Consider the following 15,911-nt stretch of genomic DNA (forward strand, 5'->3'; position numbering starts at 1 on the left):
GATAATCGGAAACGGGATAGTCGGGGCCGCCGGCGACGCTCAAGCGTCGCGCAGCGACTGCAGCGCCGGGCGCCGCAACACATTATGCAGGCTCAGCCAGCCGGCCGCACCGGCGCACGCGACGCCGGCCGCGATGCCGGCCGGCACGAGCCACGGATCGACGGCGAGCCGGAACTCGAACACGCGCGACGCGAGCACCCAGCCGACCGCGATCGCCCCCGCCGCAGCCAGTGCGCCGGCCAGCGCGCCGACGACGATGAATTCCGCGCGCTGCACCGCATTGACCTGCGCGCGCGACGCGCCGAGCGCGCGCAGCAGCGCGGCCTCGCGCACGCGCTCGTCGCGCGAGCCGGCCAGCGCCGTGTACAGCACCAGCACGCCCGCCGCGAGCGTGAACGCAAACAGGAACTGCACCGCGCCGACCACCTGCAGCATCATCCGTTGCAGCTGCGCGAGGATCGGCGCGATGTCGATCGCGGTCAGGTTCGGGTAGCGCGCGATCAGCGGATCGAGCAGCGCCGCCTGCTCGGCCGGCAGGTGGAAGCTCGTCAGGTAGACGGCCGGGAAATCCTTCAGCACCGGTGGCGGCATCAGCACGAAGAAGTTGACGCGGAACGTGCCCCAGTCGAGCTTGCGCACGCTGGTGATCGGCGCATCGACCGTCAGCCCCGTCACGTCGAAGCGCAGCGTGTCGCCCGGCTTCACGTTCAGCGTCTGCGCCAGCCCGGCCTCGATCGAGATCTGCGGGCTGGCCGAATTGCCGAACCAGTCGCCTGCGACGATCCGGTTGTCGGGCGGCAGCTCGGTCGTATACGACAGGTTGAACTCGCGATCGACGAGCCGGCGCGCCTCGTCGGACGGATACGCTTGCGGGTTCACCGGCTTGCCGTTGATCGCGACGAGCCGGCCGCGCACCGTCGGCGCGGGCACCGCATCGCGCACGCCGTGCGCGGCGAGCCACGCCGCGACGTCGTCGCGCTGGTCGGGCTGGATGTCGATCAGGAACTGGTTCGGTGCATCGGGCGGCATCGACTGCCGCCAGCCGGCGACGAGATCGTTGCGCGTGATCGCGATCAGCAGCAGGCACATCAGGCCCAGCGCGAGCGCGGTGATCTGCAGCGCGCTCGCCGTGCCGCGCCGGTGCAGCGACGCGAGCGCATAGCGCCAGCCGATGCCCGCCGCCACGCGCGCATCGCGCACCGCGCGCGCCGCCGCGTACAGCACGAGCCGCGCGATCAGCGAGAAACCGACCAGGGCGCCGGCGAACCCGCCCGTGACGATCAGCCCGAGCTTCACGTTGCCCGCCGCGACGATCAGCAGCCCCGCGAACAGCATGACACCGAGCGCATACGCGGCCCACGCGGTGCGCGACGCGTCCCCCCAGTCGCGCCGCAACACGCGCACCGGCGGCACGCGCGTGAGCGGCGCGAGCGGCGGCAACGCGAAGCCGAGCAGCAGCACGAGCGCGGTGCCGATACCGACGAGCGCGGGCCAAAGCGTCGGCGGCGGCAGCGCGACGTCGATCAGGCCGCCGAGCGCCGCCAGGAGCGCCCAGTGGCCGCCGTAGCCGAGCACCGCGCCGGCGACGCCCGAGACGATGCCGAGGCCGGCGAATTCGAGCGCGAACAGCGCGCCGAGCGTGCGCCGGCTCACGCCGAGGCAGCGCATCGTCGCGCAGCCGTCCAGATGGCGCCGCATGTAGCGCTGCGCGGCCATCGCGATCGCGACCGCCGCGAGCAATGCGGTCAGGAGCGCGACGAGCGTCAGGAAATGGCGCGCGCGATCGAGCGTCTGGCGCACCTGCGGCTGGCCTTCCTGCAGCGATTCGAGACCGACGCCGCGCAGCTTGCCGCCGTCGACGCGCCCGTGCGCATAGGCCTCGAAGCGCGCGACGGCCGGCGTGTCGCCGGCGACCAGCAGCCGGTACGTGACGCGGCTGCCGTAGCCGGTGAGCCCGGTCGCGGCAAGCTCGTCCGCGCGCATCATCAGCCGCGGCGAGAAATTGACGAACGAGAAGCCGCGATCGAGTTCGCGGGAGATCGACGCGGCGACCGTGAACGTGCGCAACCCGACACGCACGGTATCCCCCGCCTTCAGATGCAAAGTATCGAGCAGCGCGGGATCGGCCCACACGGTGCCGGGCGCGGGAATCGCGGCCGCCTTGTGCGCGGCGGCGGTGCCGGCCGGCACGATCTCGACCGCGCCGCGCAGCGGATAGCCGGGCGACACGGCCTTCACGGCCGCGAGGCGCGCGGGCGCCGCGTCGCTCGCCTGCCGGCCGGCGGCCGACGCGATCATGCTCGGGAAGATCGCGGTCGTCGCGGTGCGCAGGCCGAGTGCGCGCGCCTCGCGATCGAACGACGGATCGACGGGATGGTCGGCACGCACGACGAAATCGGCGCCGAGCATCTGGCGCGCGTCGCGCTCAAGCCCCTGGCGCAACCGGTCGGCGAGGAAACCGACGCTCGTCAGCGCGGCGACCGCGAGCACCAGCGCGAGCACCAGCAGCGTCAGTTCGCCGGCACGCCAGTCGCGTGCGGTCATCCGTGCGGCCTGGCGGATCAGGTCGTGCCAGCCGAAGCGGCCGGCATGGCCGGGCCGCCCGGCCGGCGAAAGGTCAGGACGCTGCCGCTCGGCGGTTGACGGCGCCTTCAATCGCGCTTGCCCCCGATCGAGTTGAGCCGCGACACCATGTGGTTCGCCATCCCGCGGAAGCCGCCCGACACGCCGCGCCACAGACGCGGCAGCGCCCAGGCCGATGCCGCGATGAACGCCGCGAGGAGCACGAGGAACGCAAGCGGAACGAAGAACGCGAGTGCGAGGCCGCCGAACACGAGGCCGTCTTCGGTGGACGATGCGACCCAGTTCGAGATCGGCTCGGGAGACAGGTTGATCAGCGCGCGCGTGCCGGCCTTCGCGACGTGCGCGGCACCGGCGAGCGAGCCGCCGGCCAGCCCGGCGACCGCGAGCACGGTCGGGTCGGCATGGCCGAGCGCACCGGCGGCCAGCACCGCGCCGGCCGGAATGCGGATGAAGGTGTGGACCGCGTCCCACAGCGAATCGAACGCGGGAATCTTGTCGGCAAGGAATTCGGTGACGGCAAGCACGGCGGCGGCGCCGATGACCCACGGCGACGTCAGGACCGCCAGCGTGTCGGGCAGATGGAGCCAGCCGACCCGCGCGAGCACGCCGGCGATCAGCACCGTCAGGTAAAGGCGCAGCCCGCTCGCCCACGCGAGCCCCGCGCCGAGCGAAATGGCTTCGATCATGGCCCTCTCCTTGCACTTTCCGTGCGCTTTGCCGATTGATCGGATCGAGTCGGTATGACCGGCCGCGCGGCGCGTGGCAACCGGTGCCGCCTGCCGGGAACGGCGCAGCGGCATTCAGGCCCGAATGCGTTCCATTATAGACAGGCTGGCAGGCGGGCCGCCGCAATTCCGCAGTGCGTCACGGCCGGGCGCGGGCGCCGGTCGGCGCGGCGGCGTCACGCAGCCGACGACAGCTTCAGGCCGATCAGCCCGAGCACGATCAGCGACGCGCTCGCGACGCGGGCGGCGGTGAGCGCCTCGCCCATCATCACGATCCCGAACACGAACGCGCCGACCGCGCCGATGCCCGTCCATACCGCATACGCGGTGCCGAGCGGCAACTGGCGCATCGCGACCGCGAGCAGCCCGAAGCTGGCGAGCGCCGCCACGATCGTCACCACCGACGGTCCGAGCTTCGTGAAACCCTCGGACGATTTCATGCCGGCCGCCCAGGCCACTTCCAGCAAACCGGCGATCAACAACCATACCCACGCCATCTCGACGTACTCCGGATCGGATGGGGCCGTCCCCGTTGAAGCGAATGGCCCGGGGTCGTCCCCGGGCGGCGCCGAGTATAACAAGACGCTTACGGGCATGCCGGATGCGCCGGCCGGGGGCGAACGGGGGGATCGCTGCGACGCATGGCCCGCGCGCCGCCGCCCGGCCGCGCCCGGTCTCAGTTCGACACGCGTTTGGCGCCGCCGCCGCCCACGCAGCGGTCGTCGCGGTACAGCGCCCATTCGTCGCACACCCGGCCGTCCTTGAACACGCACATGCCGACCTGCCCGCTCGACAGGTTGCGGATCACGTGGCGGCCGCCGAGCTTCTCGCAGTTGACCGACGCGGGATTGGCGAGCGCCTGTTGCGGCGCCGAAGGCTGCTGCCCGGGCGGCAGCGGCTGGGCAAACGCGCCGGGCGCAGCGAGCGCCAGCGCACAGATGACGACCAGACGGACGGACATTGCACGCTCCTCGATTTTGTTCGCGGAACGGTCAGCATAGCGGGGAATCCGTGGCCGGTGTGCGCGGCCCGCGCATGCGGCGGCAATGTCGCGCCGAAGCAACTTCACCGGCGTGCGGCCTTGCATTCCGGCCGCATCGCGCGGCGCGCCGCGGACGTCACGCAGCGCCGACGAGCCGGTAGCCGACGCCCGTTTCGGTGACGATATGCTCGGGCTGCGCGGGATCGCGCTCGAGCTTCTGGCGCAGGTGCGCCATGTAGATGCGCAGATAGTGATGGCTCTCGACGTGCGACGGCCCCCACACGTCGCGCAGCAGCTGGCGATGCGTGAGCACGCGCCCCGCGTGCCGCACGAGCGTCGCGAGCAGCCGGTACTCGAGCGGCGTCAGGTGCACGATCTCGCCGTCGCGCCACACCTGGCGCAGCGCGAGATCGACGCTCACCGTGCCGAAGCTCACCTTCGGCGACTCGTTCGCGCCGCCCTGGTTGCGCCGGCGCAGTTGCGCGCGGATCCGCGCGCGCAGCTCGGACACGCCGAACGGCTTGGTCAGGTAGTCGTCGGCGCCGGCATCGAGCGCGGCGACCTTCTCCTCTTCCTGGGTGCGCGCGGACAGCACGATCACCGGCACCTCGGACCAGCCGCGCAGCTCGCGAATCACGTCGAGGCCGTCGGTGTCGGGCAGGCCGAGGTCGACGATCACGAGATCGGGCTTGCGGGTCGCCGCGTCGATCAATCCCTGCTTGCCCGTCTCCGCCTCGAACACGGCGATGTCCTCCTCTTCGAGCGCGGCGCGCACGAAGCGGCGGATCTGTTTTTCGTCCTCGATCAGGACGACGGTCAGGCTCGGTTCACTCATGGTCTGGCAATGGCTCGGAGGGAGACGACGCGCCGGGCACGTCGATTTCGTCGTCGGGTACGGCAGGCACGGCCGGCGGCGTGTCGACCGGCAGCGTGAACCAGAAGCGCGCGCCCGTCACGCGGCCGTCGGGCGCGGTACGGTTGAGCGCGCCGATTCTACCGCCATGCGCTTCGACGATCGCGCGGCAGATCGCGAGGCCGAGCCCGATGCCCGGCGTCGCCGATTCCTTCTCGCCGCGCGTGAACTTGTCGAAGATCCGCGTTTCCATCCCGGCCGGCAGGCCCGGGCCGTGATCGTCGACGTGCACGCGCACGAAGGGCTGGCCGTCGTCGGTCACGCGTTCGGCGCCGATGTCGATCGGCGCGTCGGCCGGTGTGTATTTCGCCGCGTTCTCGAACAGGTTGGTGAACAGCCGCTCCATCAGCACCGCGTCCATCTGCAGGAGCGGCAGGTCGGCCGGCAGCGACACGCGCGCCGGATGCCGCGCGAGCACGCGCTTGCACGCGGCGAGCGCGGCGCCGACGGTTTCCTCGAGCAGCGACCACTGGCGCTTGAGCTGCAGGCTGCCGGCCTGCAGCCGCGCCATGTCGAGCAGGTTGGTGACGATGCCCGTCATCCGCAGCGCCTCGTCGTGGATCGCGTCGACCAGCTCGCCCTCGCGCTGCGCGAAGCGTTCGGCCGCCGCGGCGTCGCCGTCCTGCGCGGCCGCGCGACCGTTCGCGAGCATCGACGAAAAGCCGACGATCGTCGTGAGCGGCGTGCGCAGGTCGTGCGAGATCGCCGACAGCAGCGAGTTGCGCAGCCGCTCGGATTCCATGTTGACGAGCGCGTCGCGCGCGATCTCGACGTAGTGCACGCGTTCGAGCGCAAGCGCGATCTGCGCGGCGAACGCGTCGAGCATCCGCTGCTGCTCGGGCACCTCGAGTTCGCGCGGCTCGCGCGACGCGACCGCGAGCACGCCGCGCGTGCGCATCGGCGCCTTCAGCGGCAGGTACAGCGCGGCGGCGGCGGGCAGCGTGTCGGTGCCGCGGCCGGCCGGCTTCTGCTGGTCGTACACCCACTGGCCGACGTCGCTGTCGAGATCCGCGCCCGTCAGCGTGACGGCCGCGTCGGGTTCCTCGATCTTCTGCCGCACCTGGTCCGCGCTGTCGGGCAGCAGGAACGCGACGCGCGCGCGGAACACCTCGCCCACGTGGCGGCTGCCGATCTCGACGATCTGCTCGGTCGTCAGCGCCGCGCCGAGCTCGCGCGCCATCGCGTAGATCGCGCCGGTGCGGCGCTCGCGGCGCTGCGCGATGCTCGCCTGGCGCGTCAGCGTCGACGTCAGGTGGCTGATCACGAGCGACGTCAGCAGCATCCCGAAGAAGGTCAGCAGGTACTGCGTGTCGCTGACCGAGAACGACATGCGCGGCGGCACGAAGAAGAAATCGAACGCGGCGACCGACAGGAACGACTGCAGCACGCCCGGGCCGCGCCCGAGCCGCACGGCCGAGAACACGACGCCGAGCAGGTACAGCATCACGAGGTTCGTGAGGTCGAGCCGCTCGGACACGACGCTCGCGACACCGGTGATCGCCGCGCAGATCGCGGCGGCGTACAGGTAGTGGCGCGGCGGCGAACGCCGCAACCCGAATTGCGCGAACGCGTCGCGCCAGTCGCGTGCGCGCGCGTCGAGCGGCGCCGCGCGCACCTCGTCGCTCGCCGACGCGCGGATCAGCATCAGGTCGACGTCGCCCGCGCGTTCGGCGAGCTGTTCGCCGAACGGCCGCGCGAAGCGGCGCGCGAGCCCGACCTTCGGCGAGCCGCCCGCGACGAGCTTCGACACGTTGCGCACCTTCGCATAGCCGATCAGCGCGGCAACCGCGTCGTCGCCCGCGAGCGTGGCCGTCTCCGCGCCAAGCTCGGCCGCGAGTTTCAACGCGTCGAGCGTGCGCTGCCGCCGCGCATCGGGCAGCCGCTGCAGCCGCGGCGTCTCGACGTACACGGCGATCCAGTCGGCCTTCAGGCTCGCCGCGAGCCGCGCGGCCGCGCGCACGAGCGTCGGCGCCTCGGGGCCCGGCCCGACGCACACGAGCAGCCGCTCGCGCGCCTGCCAGATGCGCTGGATCGAACGGTCGGCGCGGTACTCGCGCATCTGCGCGTCGACGCGATCGGCCGTGCGCCGCAGCGCCAGCTCGCGCAGCGCGATCAGGTTGCCCTTGCGGAAGAAGTTGCGCACCGCGCGCTCGGCCTGCTGCGCGAGATAGACCTTGCCGTCGCGCATCCGCTCGAGCAGCTCCTCGGCCGGCAGGTCGACCAGCGTGACTTCGTCGGCCGCGTCGAACACGCGGTCGGGCACGGTCTCCCACACGCGGATGCCGGTAATCGCGCCGACCACGTCGTTCAGGCTTTCGAGGTGCTGCACGTTGACGGTGGTGTACACGTCGATGCCCGCGTCGAGCAGTTCGTAGACGTCCTGCCAGCGCTTCAGGTGGCGCGCGCCCTGCACGTTCGAATGCGCGAGTTCGTCGACGAGGATCAGTTGCGGCGCGCGCGCGAGCGCGCCGTCGAGATCGAATTCGGCGAGCGTGCGGCCGCGATACTCGATGCGCGCGAGCGGCAGCACGTCGAGGCCGTCGAGCAGTGCGGCGGTTTCGCCGCGGCCGTGGGTCTCGACGATGCCGACGACGACGTCGACGCCGTCCTGCAGCCGCTGGCGCGCGGCCTGCAGCATCGCATAGGTCTTGCCGACGCCGGCGGACGCGCCGAAGAAGATCTTCAGCTGGCCGCGCCGCTGCTTTTCTTCGTCGCGCTGCAGCTTGTCGAGGAGTTGGTCGGGATCGGGGCGGTTCATGCGTCAGGAAGGCGAAACGCGGGATGGCGAACGAGTACTGTCATTGTGGTTCCAAATCGCCGCAAAAGGCAAAGACGGCGCATGCGCCGTCGGACAAGCGCGTGCGGCGCGGATCGGGCCGCGCCGCACGCCGGTTGCCGCGCCGGGAGCCCGGCCGCGCGTTCAGTGCGCGGCCTGCGCCGCGTCGAGCGCGAGGTTCAGCTTCAGCACGTTCACACGCGGCTCGCCGAGCACGCCGAACTGGCGGCCCGCCGTGTTCGCGGCGACGAGCTGCGCGACCGCGTCGGCGGTCAGGTTGCGCGCCTTCGCGACGCGCTCGACCTGGTACGCGGCGGCGGCCGGCGTGATCTCCGGATCGAGGCCGCTCGCCGACGCCGTCACGAGGTCGACCGGCACGGGCTTCGACATGTCGGTGCCGGCGTCGCGCAGCGCGGCGATGCGCGCCTTCACCTGGTCGGCGAGCGACGGGTTCAGCGGGCCGAGGTTCGAGCCGCCGGAGCCGGTCGCGTTGTACGGCATCGGCGACGTGGCCGACAGGCGGCCCCAGAAATACTTCGGCGCGTCGAACTGCTGGCCGATCAGCGCGGAGCCGACCGCGCGGCCGCCCTGCTCGATCAGGCTGCCGTTCGCCTGCGACGGCAACACGGCCTGGCCGAACACGGTCATCACGGCCGGATAGGCGAGCCCCGTCACGGCGGTCAGGACGACAAAGATCACGACGAGCGGGCGAATCAACGTTTTCATGAGGGTTCCTTCAAATGCGGCGCATCAGGCCCAGCCGAGCGCGGCGAGCGTCATGTCGATCAGCTTGATGAACGGGAACGGCAGCAGCACGCCGCCGAGACCGTACACCAGCAGGTTGCGGCGCAGCAGCGACGCGGCGCCGAGCGGCCGGTAGGTGACGCCCTTCAGCGCGAGCGGGATCAGCGCGACGATGATCAGCGCGTTGAAGATCACCGCGGACAGGATCGCGGAGGCCGGCGACGTCAAATGCATGATGTCGAGCACGCGCAGTTGCGGGTACGTCGTCACGAACGCGGCCGGGATGATCGCGAAGTACTTCGCGATGTCGTTCGCGATCGAGAACGTCGTCAGCGACCCGCGCGTCATCAGCATCTGCTTGCCGATCTCGACGATCTCGATCAGCTTCGTCGGGTTCGAATCGAGGTCGACCATGTTGCCGGCTTCCTTCGCCGCCTGCGTGCCGGTGTTCATCGCCACCGCCACGTCTGCCTGCGCGAGCGCCGGCGCGTCGTTGGTGCCGTCGCCCGTCATCGCGACGAGGCGCCCCGCCGCCTGGTGCTCGCGGATCGTCGCGAGCTTGGTTTCCGGCGTCGCTTCCGCGAGGAAGTCGTCGACGCCCGCTTCCGCCGCGATCGCCGCGGCCGTCAGCCGGTTGTCGCCCGTCACCATCACGGTCTTGATGCCCATCTTGCGCAGTTCCGCGAAGCGCTCCTTGATGCCGCCCTTCACGATGTCCTTCAGCTCGATCACGCCGAGCACGCGCGCCACGCCGTCGTGCAGGTCGGCCACGACGAGCGGCGTGCTGCCGCGGCGCGCGACGTCGTCGACCGCGCGGCGCACTTCATCCGGGAAGCGGCTGCCGTGCGTCTCGACGTAGCGGCGGATCGCATCGGCCGCACCCTTGCGGATCTCGCGACCCGGGAGATCGACGCCGCTCATCCGCGTCTGCGCGGAGAAGCCGAGGAAGGTCGCATGCAGCTGCGCCATGTCGCGCTGGCGGATGTTGAAGCGTTCCTTCGCGAGCACGACGATGCTGCGGCCTTCCGGCGTCTCGTCGGCGAGCGACGACAGCTGCGCCGCATCGGCCAGCGCCTCCTCGCTCACGCCCGGCGCGGGCACGAACATCGACGCCTGGCGGTTGCCGAGCGTGATCGTGCCGGTCTTGTCGAGCAGCAGCACGTCGACGTCGCCGGCCGCTTCCACCGCGCGGCCCGACGTCGCGATCACGTTCGCCTGCATCATCCGGCTCATCCCGGCCACGCCGATCGCCGACAGCAGCCCGCCGATCGTCGTCGGGATCAGGCACACCAGCAGCGCGACGAGCGCGGTGATCGTCACCACGTGGCCGGCCTTCATCGCGTCGACCGAGAACATCGAGAACGGCAGCAGCGTCGCGGTCGCGAGCAGCATCACGATCGTCAGCGCGACGAGCAGGATCGTCAGCGCGACCTCGTTCGGCGTCTTCTTGCGCTTCGCGCCCTCGACCATCGCGATCATCCGGTCGAGGAACGCCTCGCCGGGGTTCGCGGTGACCGTCACGACGATCCAGTCGGACAGCACGCGCGTGCCGCCGGTCACCGACGAGAAGTCGCCGCCCGATTCGCGGATCACCGGCGCGGATTCGCCGGTGATCGCCGATTCGTCGACCGACGCGACGCCGTCGACGACTTCGCCGTCGGCCGGGATCACGTCGCCGGCCTCGACCAGCACGACGTCGCCTTTACGCAAGTCCGACGCGGTCGTGATGCGGATCGGCGACTTCGGATGCGGCTCGTTGAGCTTCTTCGCCATCACGTCCTTCTTCGCGCTGCGCAGCGACGCGGCCTGCGCCTTCGAGCGCCCTTCGGCGAGCGCTTCGGCGAAGTTCGCGAACAGCACGGTGAACCACAGCCACAGCGCGATCGCGAGGATGAAGCCCGCCGGCGCCTCGGCCTGGCCGACGAGCGCCGCGATCCACAGGATCGTGGTCAGGATGCTGCCGACGTACACGCAGAACATCACCGGGTTGCGGAACTGCGTGCGCGGCGTGAGTTTCTTGAACGAATCCACGATCGCCGGGCGCAGCAGCGCCGGATCGAACATGGACCGTGTTGCGGAATGTTGAGTCATTGCGATCTCTTCAATCTCTTCAGTCTTTGCAAGGTGTCGCCATGCGCTCGTGCGTCATGCGCCCAGCCACATCATCAGATGCTCGACGCCCGGGCCGAGCGCGAGCGCCGGCACGTAGGTCAGCGCGCCCACCAGCATCACGGTGCCGAGCAGCAGCACGACGAACAGCGGGCCGTGGGTCGGCAGCGTGCCGCTCGTCACCGCGATGCGCTTCTTCGCGGCGAGCGAGCCGGCGATCGCCAGCACCGGCACGATCGTGCCGAAGCGGCCGAACCACATCGCGATCGCGGTCATCCAGTTGTAGAACGGCGTGCCGACCGTCAGGCCCGCGAACGCGCTGCCGTTGTTGTTCGCGGCCGAGCTGAACGCGTACAGGATTTCCGAGAAGCCGTGCGGGCCCGGGTTCGCGATGCCGGCACGGCCCGCGTCGGCCAGCACCGCGATCGACGTGCCGACCAAGACGAGCAGCGGCGTGAGCAGCACGACGATCGACACCATCTTCATCTCGTACGATTCGATCTTCTTGCCGACGTATTCCGGCGTGCGGCCGATCATCAGGCCCGCGACGAACACCGCGAGCAGCGCGAACACCAGCATCCCGTAGAGACCGGACCCGACACCGCCGTAGATCACCTCGCCGAGCTGCATCAGCAGCATCGGCACGAGACCGCCGAGCGGCGTCAGCGAATCGTGCATCGTGTCGACCGCGCCGCACGACGCGGCCGTCGTCGCGACCGTGAAGATGCCGGTCTGCGCGATGCCGAAGCGCGTTTCCTTGCCTTCCATGTTGCCGCCCGGCTGCAGCGCGCTCGTCGACTGGTCGACGTGCAGCGCGGCGAGCGCCGGGTTGCCGGCCTGCTCGGCGCTCACCTCGACGCCGATCGCGACCGCGAACGCGACCGTCATCGCCGCGAGCACCGCGATGCCCTGCCGGCGGTCGCCGATCATCCGGCCGAACACGAGGCACAGCGCGGCCGGAATGATCAGGATCGCGAAGATCTGGATGAAGTTCGCGAACGGCGTCGGATTCTCGTACGGATGCGCGGAGTTCGCGTTGAAGAAGCCGCCACCGTTGGTGCCGAGCATCTTGATCGCTTCCTGCGACGCGACCGGGCCCATCGCGAGTGTCTGCTTCGTCAGCTGCGTCGGCACCGTGACTGCGTTACCCTTGTCGTCCTTCACCGGGTTGCCCTGCGCGTCGAGCTTCGGCGCAGCATAAGTGCTCGTCTGCAGCACCGGCACGTCCTGGTAGGACTTCATGTTCTGGATCACGCCCTGGCTCATCAACAGCGCGGCGACGAGCGCCGCCATCGGCACGAGCACGTACAGCGTCACGCGCGTGAGGTCGACCCAGAAGTTGCCGATCGTCTGCGCGGTGTGGCGCGCAAAGCCGCGGATCAGCGCGATCACGACGACGATGCCGGTCGCGGCCGACAGGAAGTTCTGCACCGTCAGGCCGAGCATCTGCGTCAGGTAGCTGACGGTCTGCTCGGGCGTGTAGTCCTGCCAGTTCGTGTTGGTGACGAAGCTGACGGCCGTGTTGAATGCGCCGTCAGTCGTCATCGCGCCGAACTGCTGCGGATTGCCGGGAAGGAAACCCTGCAGGCGCAGCAGGCCGTAGAGAAACAGCGCGCCGAGCGCGTTGAATGCGATCGTCGCGACCGCGTAGCGCTTCCAGTTCATCTCGGTGCCGGCGTCGACGCCGGCGATGCGGTACAGCACGCGCTCGAGCGGTCCGAACACGCGCACGACGCGCGAGCTGCCGTCCATCACGGCCGTCAGGTAGCGCGCGACCGGCACGGCCGCCGCAAGCAGCACGACGATGAACAGCAGCGTCTGCAACAGGTTGTTCGCGTTCATTCGATGTCCTCCGCGCGCAGCAGCGCAAAGACGAGATACGCGAACAGCAGGGCCGTCGAGGCACCCGCCAGCCAAAGCATCCAGGTCATGCGCGCCCCCCGCGGCCGTATTGCGCGAGCGTCTCGCAACCGGCAAGCAAACCGAGGATCAGCGCTGTGAACAGCACCAGTGCGCCGATGAAAACCCCATCCATTTTTGTGTTCTCCGTCGTCGAAATCGGACGACTAGAACCTTATGGGAACGCGCGTAAAGGACGGGTCAAAGGTCATCGGGCCGGTATAAAAAACGCGTAAACGCGTGCGGCGGCGGACGGCGGGGGACGGCGGGCGGAACAGCGGACCGAACTTCGGTCGAGACTAAGACTGGACGGACGGCGACCGTCGCCGCCCGCCAGGGTGCGCGCCGGCGTGGTGCCGGCGCGAAGGGATGCGTCAGGGAATTAGGATCGTCGAGCCGGTCGTCTTGCGCGACTCGAGGTCGGCATGCGCGCGGCCGACTTCCGCGAGCGGATAGCGCTGGTTGATGCTCGTCTTCACCTTGCCCGACAGGATCACGTCGAACAGCTCGGCGGCCGCGGCTTCGAGATCGGCGCGCTTCGCGATGTACGAGAACAGCGTCGGCCGCGTGAAGAACAGCGAACCGCGCGACGAGAGCTCCTTCGAGTCGATCGGCGGCAGCGGGCCCGACGCATTGCCGAAGCTGACGAACAGCCCGAGCGGCGCGAGGCAGTCGAGCGAACCGATGTAGGTGTCCTTGCCGATCGAATCGTAGACGACCGGCACGAGCGCATCGTTCGTGATCGCCCTCACGCGCTGCGTGAAATTCTCGCGCGTGTAGACGATCGGGTGGTCGCAGCCGTGCGCTTTCGCGAGTTCGGCCTTCTCGTCGGAGCCGACCGTGCCGATCACCGTTGCGCCGAGCGCCTTCGCCCACTGGCAGACCAGCAGGCCGACGCCGCCCGCCGCGGCATGGATCAGGATCGTGTCGCCGGCCTTGACCGGATACGTGCGGCGCAGCAGGTAGTGTGCGGTCAGGCCCTGCAGCATCACCGACGCCGCTGCGTCGTAGCTGATGCCGTCCGGCAGCTTGACGAGGCGGTCGGCGGGCAGCACGCGCTCCTGCGCGTACGCGCCGGGCGACGACCACACATAGGCGACGCGGTCGCCGGGCTTGAACGCGGTCACGTCATCGCCGACCGCCGTCACCTCGCCGGCCGCCTCCATCCCGAGCCCGGCGGGCAACGGCTGCGGATAGAGGCCGGTGCGGAAATACACGTCGATATAGTTGAGCCCGACCGCATGCTGCTTGACGCGGACCTGGCCCGCCTGCGGCTCGCTGACCTCGACGTCGACCCACTTCATCACGTCCGGGCCGCCTGCCTGGTCGTATCGGATTGCTTTCGGCATCGTTTCGCTCCTCGCTTGTCTGGAAATTCGGTTCGGCAAATACGTCGCTGCCCCCGAACGGCGAGGCGGGCAGACGCGGGACACTGCGCGTGATTTTCGCGCGTCGCGCGCGCTCGTGCTGCACGCCGCGGCAATCCCTTCACGACCGTAGGGTCTTCGCGAAAGACGATCGGCACGTGACGTGCATTCCGGCGGATGGTGCGCCATCCGATCCGTCGCGACCTTGCGCTCGTCTCGGTGCGGCGCGTGCCCCACGTGTAACATTTCGCCACGTTCAAGGAATCATCTTCGGGTCGGACGAATGGCTGTCCATTCAGCGATGGCAAAGCGTCGCCACCCATTGCACCGTGCGGTCCCCCGCGAAATCATGCGGTCCATGGAGATTCCCGGGACGGTGAGCGTGCTATTTTGCTTTGCGCCGAATTCACGAACCCCATGCCATGAACGCCCTTTTCATCCGCCATGCATTTGTTTTCGCATCGTTGTCGGCAGGTATCGGCATCGTGAACGGAGCCGCGCTCCCACGCGTCGACGGTGCGCGGCTGCTCAACGGCATCAGCCGTACGGACAACAATCCGTACGCCGACGCCGAGCGCCACGTCATGACCGGTTATCTGGCCGGCGTGGCCGACATGACCGAAGGCAAGGACTGGTGCGACAACGGGCGCCTCAAATCCGGAGAGATCGATTCGGAAGTGATCGGCGGTCTTCGAAAACTGCCGAACGATGCGCTGCGCACAAACGCAGCAGGCCTGATCACCCGCATCCTGCAGCAGAAATATCCGTGCCGTTGATCGGGGACGATCTGCTTGAAACCACACTTCTCATTACTGAACAGCCACTATCCGGACAACAGGACGGTATCCAGGGAAGCGCTATACGAGGAGCTCGGCTGGCAAGACCTGGTCGCCAATCCGGCGTATGCAAATACGTGCGCCATTCGGATCAGCCTGGCACTCGACAAGAGCGGAATGACATTGCGCGGCGGCCTCGTCATTCAGAAGGGGCCGCACCGTGGACGGCGAACTGAAGCCGGCCAGGCGAGGCTGGCCAACATGCTGGCGGAGCCGGCCTATTTCGGCAAGGCTGAAGTGTTCCGGCGAGACGATGCGACGACCGGCATTGCCGCCAGAAAGGGCGTCGTGGCCTTCTGGAACATCCCCGGATACATGAACGGCCGCGGCGGACACATCGACCTGATCGATGGCGCCCGCGCCCTCTGCAGTTCGGATTGCTACTGGGCTGCATCAACCGTGTGGTTCTGGTCGTTACGATGAGCGACCGGCCGCGATCTCGGGCATCGCAATCCGCGCCTGTTTCGCCGCTATCAACGCTCACCGCCATCCGTCACATGTCATCCACACGACAGATGGCGGCAAGCACGCACACTCACGCGTGCCGAACGCCTAGCAAACGTCCTGCATGTTGCGCGCCAGATCGTCGAGCAACATCCGCGCGGTCGCGACATTCGTCGCGACCGGCACGTCGTGCACATCGCATGCGCGCACCAGCGCGGTGATGTCCGGGTCGTGCGGCTGCGCGGTCATCGGGTCGCGCAGGAACACGACGATGTCGACGCGGCCTTCGGCCAGCTCAGCACCGATCTGCAGGTCGCCGCCTTGCGGCCCCGACAGCTTGCGCTCGACCTCGAGCCCGTGCGCGGCGGCGATGCGGCCGCCCGTCGTGCCGGTCGCGACCAGCCGGCATTGCGCGAGCGTCGCGCGGTACTGGCCCGCGAGCGCGACGATCTCGTCCTTCTTCGCGTCGTGCGCAATCAGTGCGATGCGGGGTTTGCTCATCTCCGTTTCCTTCGTGGGTCGATTGTTGTCGT

At 69.3% G+C, this 15,911-nt stretch carries 14 protein-coding genes; 2 read left to right on the plus strand and 12 right to left on the minus strand.

The window, feature by feature from the left end; genetic code table 11:
• Positions 1 to 39 precede the first annotated feature (39 nt).
• The 11 genes from DIE02_RS24820 to DIE02_RS24870 all read right to left on the minus strand — a co-directional run bounded on the left by DIE02_RS24820 (position 40) and on the right by DIE02_RS24870 (position 14,080).
• On the minus strand, positions 40 to 2,655 hold the full coding sequence (locus tag DIE02_RS24820; protein ID WP_185702653.1) for an FtsX-like permease family protein: 2,616 nt from the start codon (positions 2,653 to 2,655) through the stop codon (positions 40 to 42).
• Complete coding sequence (locus DIE02_RS24825) at positions 2,652 to 3,269, minus strand: DUF4126 domain-containing protein (RefSeq protein WP_040144699.1); 618 nt, start codon at positions 3,267 to 3,269, stop codon at positions 2,652 to 2,654. Before DIE02_RS24825 ends, DIE02_RS24820 begins: the two co-directional genes overlap by 4 nt.
• 215 nt (positions 3,270 to 3,484) lie before the next feature.
• Positions 3,485 to 3,805: a quaternary ammonium compound efflux SMR transporter SugE gene (gene sugE, locus DIE02_RS24830; protein WP_044844689.1), complete on the minus strand. Its 321-nt coding sequence runs from the start codon at positions 3,803 to 3,805 to the stop codon at positions 3,485 to 3,487.
• Positions 3,806 to 3,984: 179 nt separating this feature from the next.
• Positions 3,985 to 4,269, minus strand: coding sequence for a DUF333 domain-containing protein (locus DIE02_RS24835; RefSeq protein ID WP_044844690.1), 285 nt, complete (start codon positions 4,267 to 4,269; stop codon positions 3,985 to 3,987).
• A 157-nt stretch (positions 4,270 to 4,426) separates the two neighbouring features.
• Positions 4,427 to 5,125: a two-component system response regulator KdpE gene (kdpE, locus tag DIE02_RS24840; protein WP_040127870.1), complete on the minus strand. Its 699-nt coding sequence runs from the start codon at positions 5,123 to 5,125 to the stop codon at positions 4,427 to 4,429.
• A complete protein-coding gene (locus DIE02_RS24845; RefSeq protein ID WP_044844691.1) occupies positions 5,118 to 7,961 on the minus strand; it encodes a sensor histidine kinase KdpD in 2,844 nt (947 codons plus the stop codon). The genes kdpE and DIE02_RS24845 overlap by 8 nt, the downstream gene beginning before the upstream one ends.
• Positions 7,962 to 8,123: 162 nt before the next feature.
• Complete coding sequence (gene kdpC, locus DIE02_RS24850; RefSeq protein WP_124487218.1) at positions 8,124 to 8,705, minus strand: potassium-transporting ATPase subunit KdpC; 582 nt, start codon at positions 8,703 to 8,705, stop codon at positions 8,124 to 8,126.
• A 24-nt stretch (positions 8,706 to 8,729) separates the two neighbouring features.
• Positions 8,730 to 10,814 (minus strand): potassium-transporting ATPase subunit KdpB, encoded by a 2,085-nt coding sequence (gene kdpB, locus DIE02_RS24855; RefSeq protein WP_124487217.1) that lies wholly within the window; start codon positions 10,812 to 10,814, stop codon positions 8,730 to 8,732.
• Between the two features lie 54 nt (positions 10,815 to 10,868).
• The gene (kdpA, locus tag DIE02_RS24860; RefSeq protein WP_124487216.1) at positions 10,869 to 12,674 is read right to left on the minus strand and encodes a potassium-transporting ATPase subunit KdpA; all 1,806 of its coding nucleotides are present in this window, start codon (positions 12,672 to 12,674) and stop codon (positions 10,869 to 10,871) included.
• Entirely contained in the window at positions 12,671 to 12,763 is a 93-nt protein-coding gene (gene kdpF, locus DIE02_RS24865) for a K(+)-transporting ATPase subunit F (protein ID WP_006752209.1), read from the minus strand. The genes kdpA and kdpF overlap by 4 nt, the downstream gene beginning before the upstream one ends.
• A gap of 342 nt (positions 12,764 to 13,105) precedes the next feature.
• Positions 13,106 to 14,080: a quinone oxidoreductase gene (locus DIE02_RS24870; protein ID WP_124487215.1), complete on the minus strand. Its 975-nt coding sequence runs from the start codon at positions 14,078 to 14,080 to the stop codon at positions 13,106 to 13,108.
• Positions 14,081 to 14,520: 440 nt separating this feature from the next.
• On the opposite strand from DIE02_RS24870, the gene DIE02_RS24875 reads away from it, so the two are divergent.
• On the plus strand, positions 14,521 to 14,874 hold the full coding sequence (locus DIE02_RS24875) for a Rap1a/Tai family immunity protein (RefSeq protein ID WP_124487214.1): 354 nt from the start codon (positions 14,521 to 14,523) through the stop codon (positions 14,872 to 14,874).
• A 15-nt stretch (positions 14,875 to 14,889) separates the two neighbouring features.
• Positions 14,890 to 15,357 carry a T6SS effector amidase Tae4 family protein gene (locus DIE02_RS24880; RefSeq protein ID WP_185702654.1) on the plus strand — a complete coding sequence of 156 codons (468 nt, stop codon included), beginning with the start codon at positions 14,890 to 14,892 and terminating at the stop codon, positions 15,355 to 15,357.
• 129 nt (positions 15,358 to 15,486) lie between these two features.
• On the opposite strand, the gene DIE02_RS24885 is transcribed toward DIE02_RS24880, so the two are convergent.
• Positions 15,487 to 15,879, minus strand: coding sequence for a methylglyoxal synthase (locus DIE02_RS24885; RefSeq protein ID WP_044844698.1), 393 nt, complete (start codon positions 15,877 to 15,879; stop codon positions 15,487 to 15,489).
• Positions 15,880 to 15,911: the final 32 nt, after the last annotated feature.

Origin of the sequence: Burkholderia sp. Bp8991, assembly GCF_003853795.1 — a bacterium.
In the GTDB taxonomy this organism is placed as follows: domain Bacteria; phylum Pseudomonadota; class Gammaproteobacteria; order Burkholderiales; family Burkholderiaceae; genus Burkholderia.

Bases quoted from the DNA above. Each gene is read 5' to 3' on its own strand.
- kdpC (WP_124487218.1), bottom strand. From the start codon at position 8,705: ATGAAAACGTTGATTCGCCCGCTCGTCGTGATCTTTGTCGTCCTGACC.
- kdpB (WP_124487217.1), bottom strand. From the start codon at position 10,814: ATGACTCAACATTCCGCAACACGGTCCATGTTCGATCCGGCGCTGCTG.
- DIE02_RS24885 (WP_044844698.1), bottom strand. From the start codon at position 15,879: ATGAGCAAACCCCGCATCGCACTGATTGCGCACGACGCGAAGAAGGAC.
- DIE02_RS24875 (WP_124487214.1), top strand. From the start codon at position 14,521: ATGAACGCCCTTTTCATCCGCCATGCATTTGTTTTCGCATCGTTGTCG.
- kdpE (WP_040127870.1), bottom strand. From the start codon at position 5,125: ATGAGTGAACCGAGCCTGACCGTCGTCCTGATCGAGGACGAAAAACAG.
- sugE (WP_044844689.1), bottom strand. From the start codon at position 3,805: ATGGCGTGGGTATGGTTGTTGATCGCCGGTTTGCTGGAAGTGGCCTGG.
- DIE02_RS24835 (WP_044844690.1), bottom strand. From the start codon at position 4,269: ATGTCCGTCCGTCTGGTCGTCATCTGTGCGCTGGCGCTCGCTGCGCCC.
- DIE02_RS24845 (WP_044844691.1), bottom strand. From the start codon at position 7,961: ATGAACCGCCCCGATCCCGACCAACTCCTCGACAAGCTGCAGCGCGAC.
- kdpA (WP_124487216.1), bottom strand. From the start codon at position 12,674: ATGAACGCGAACAACCTGTTGCAGACGCTGCTGTTCATCGTCGTGCTG.
- DIE02_RS24870 (WP_124487215.1), bottom strand. From the start codon at position 14,080: ATGCCGAAAGCAATCCGATACGACCAGGCAGGCGGCCCGGACGTGATG.
- kdpF (WP_006752209.1), bottom strand. From the start codon at position 12,763: ATGACCTGGATGCTTTGGCTGGCGGGTGCCTCGACGGCCCTGCTGTTC.
- DIE02_RS24825 (WP_040144699.1), bottom strand. From the start codon at position 3,269: ATGATCGAAGCCATTTCGCTCGGCGCGGGGCTCGCGTGGGCGAGCGGG.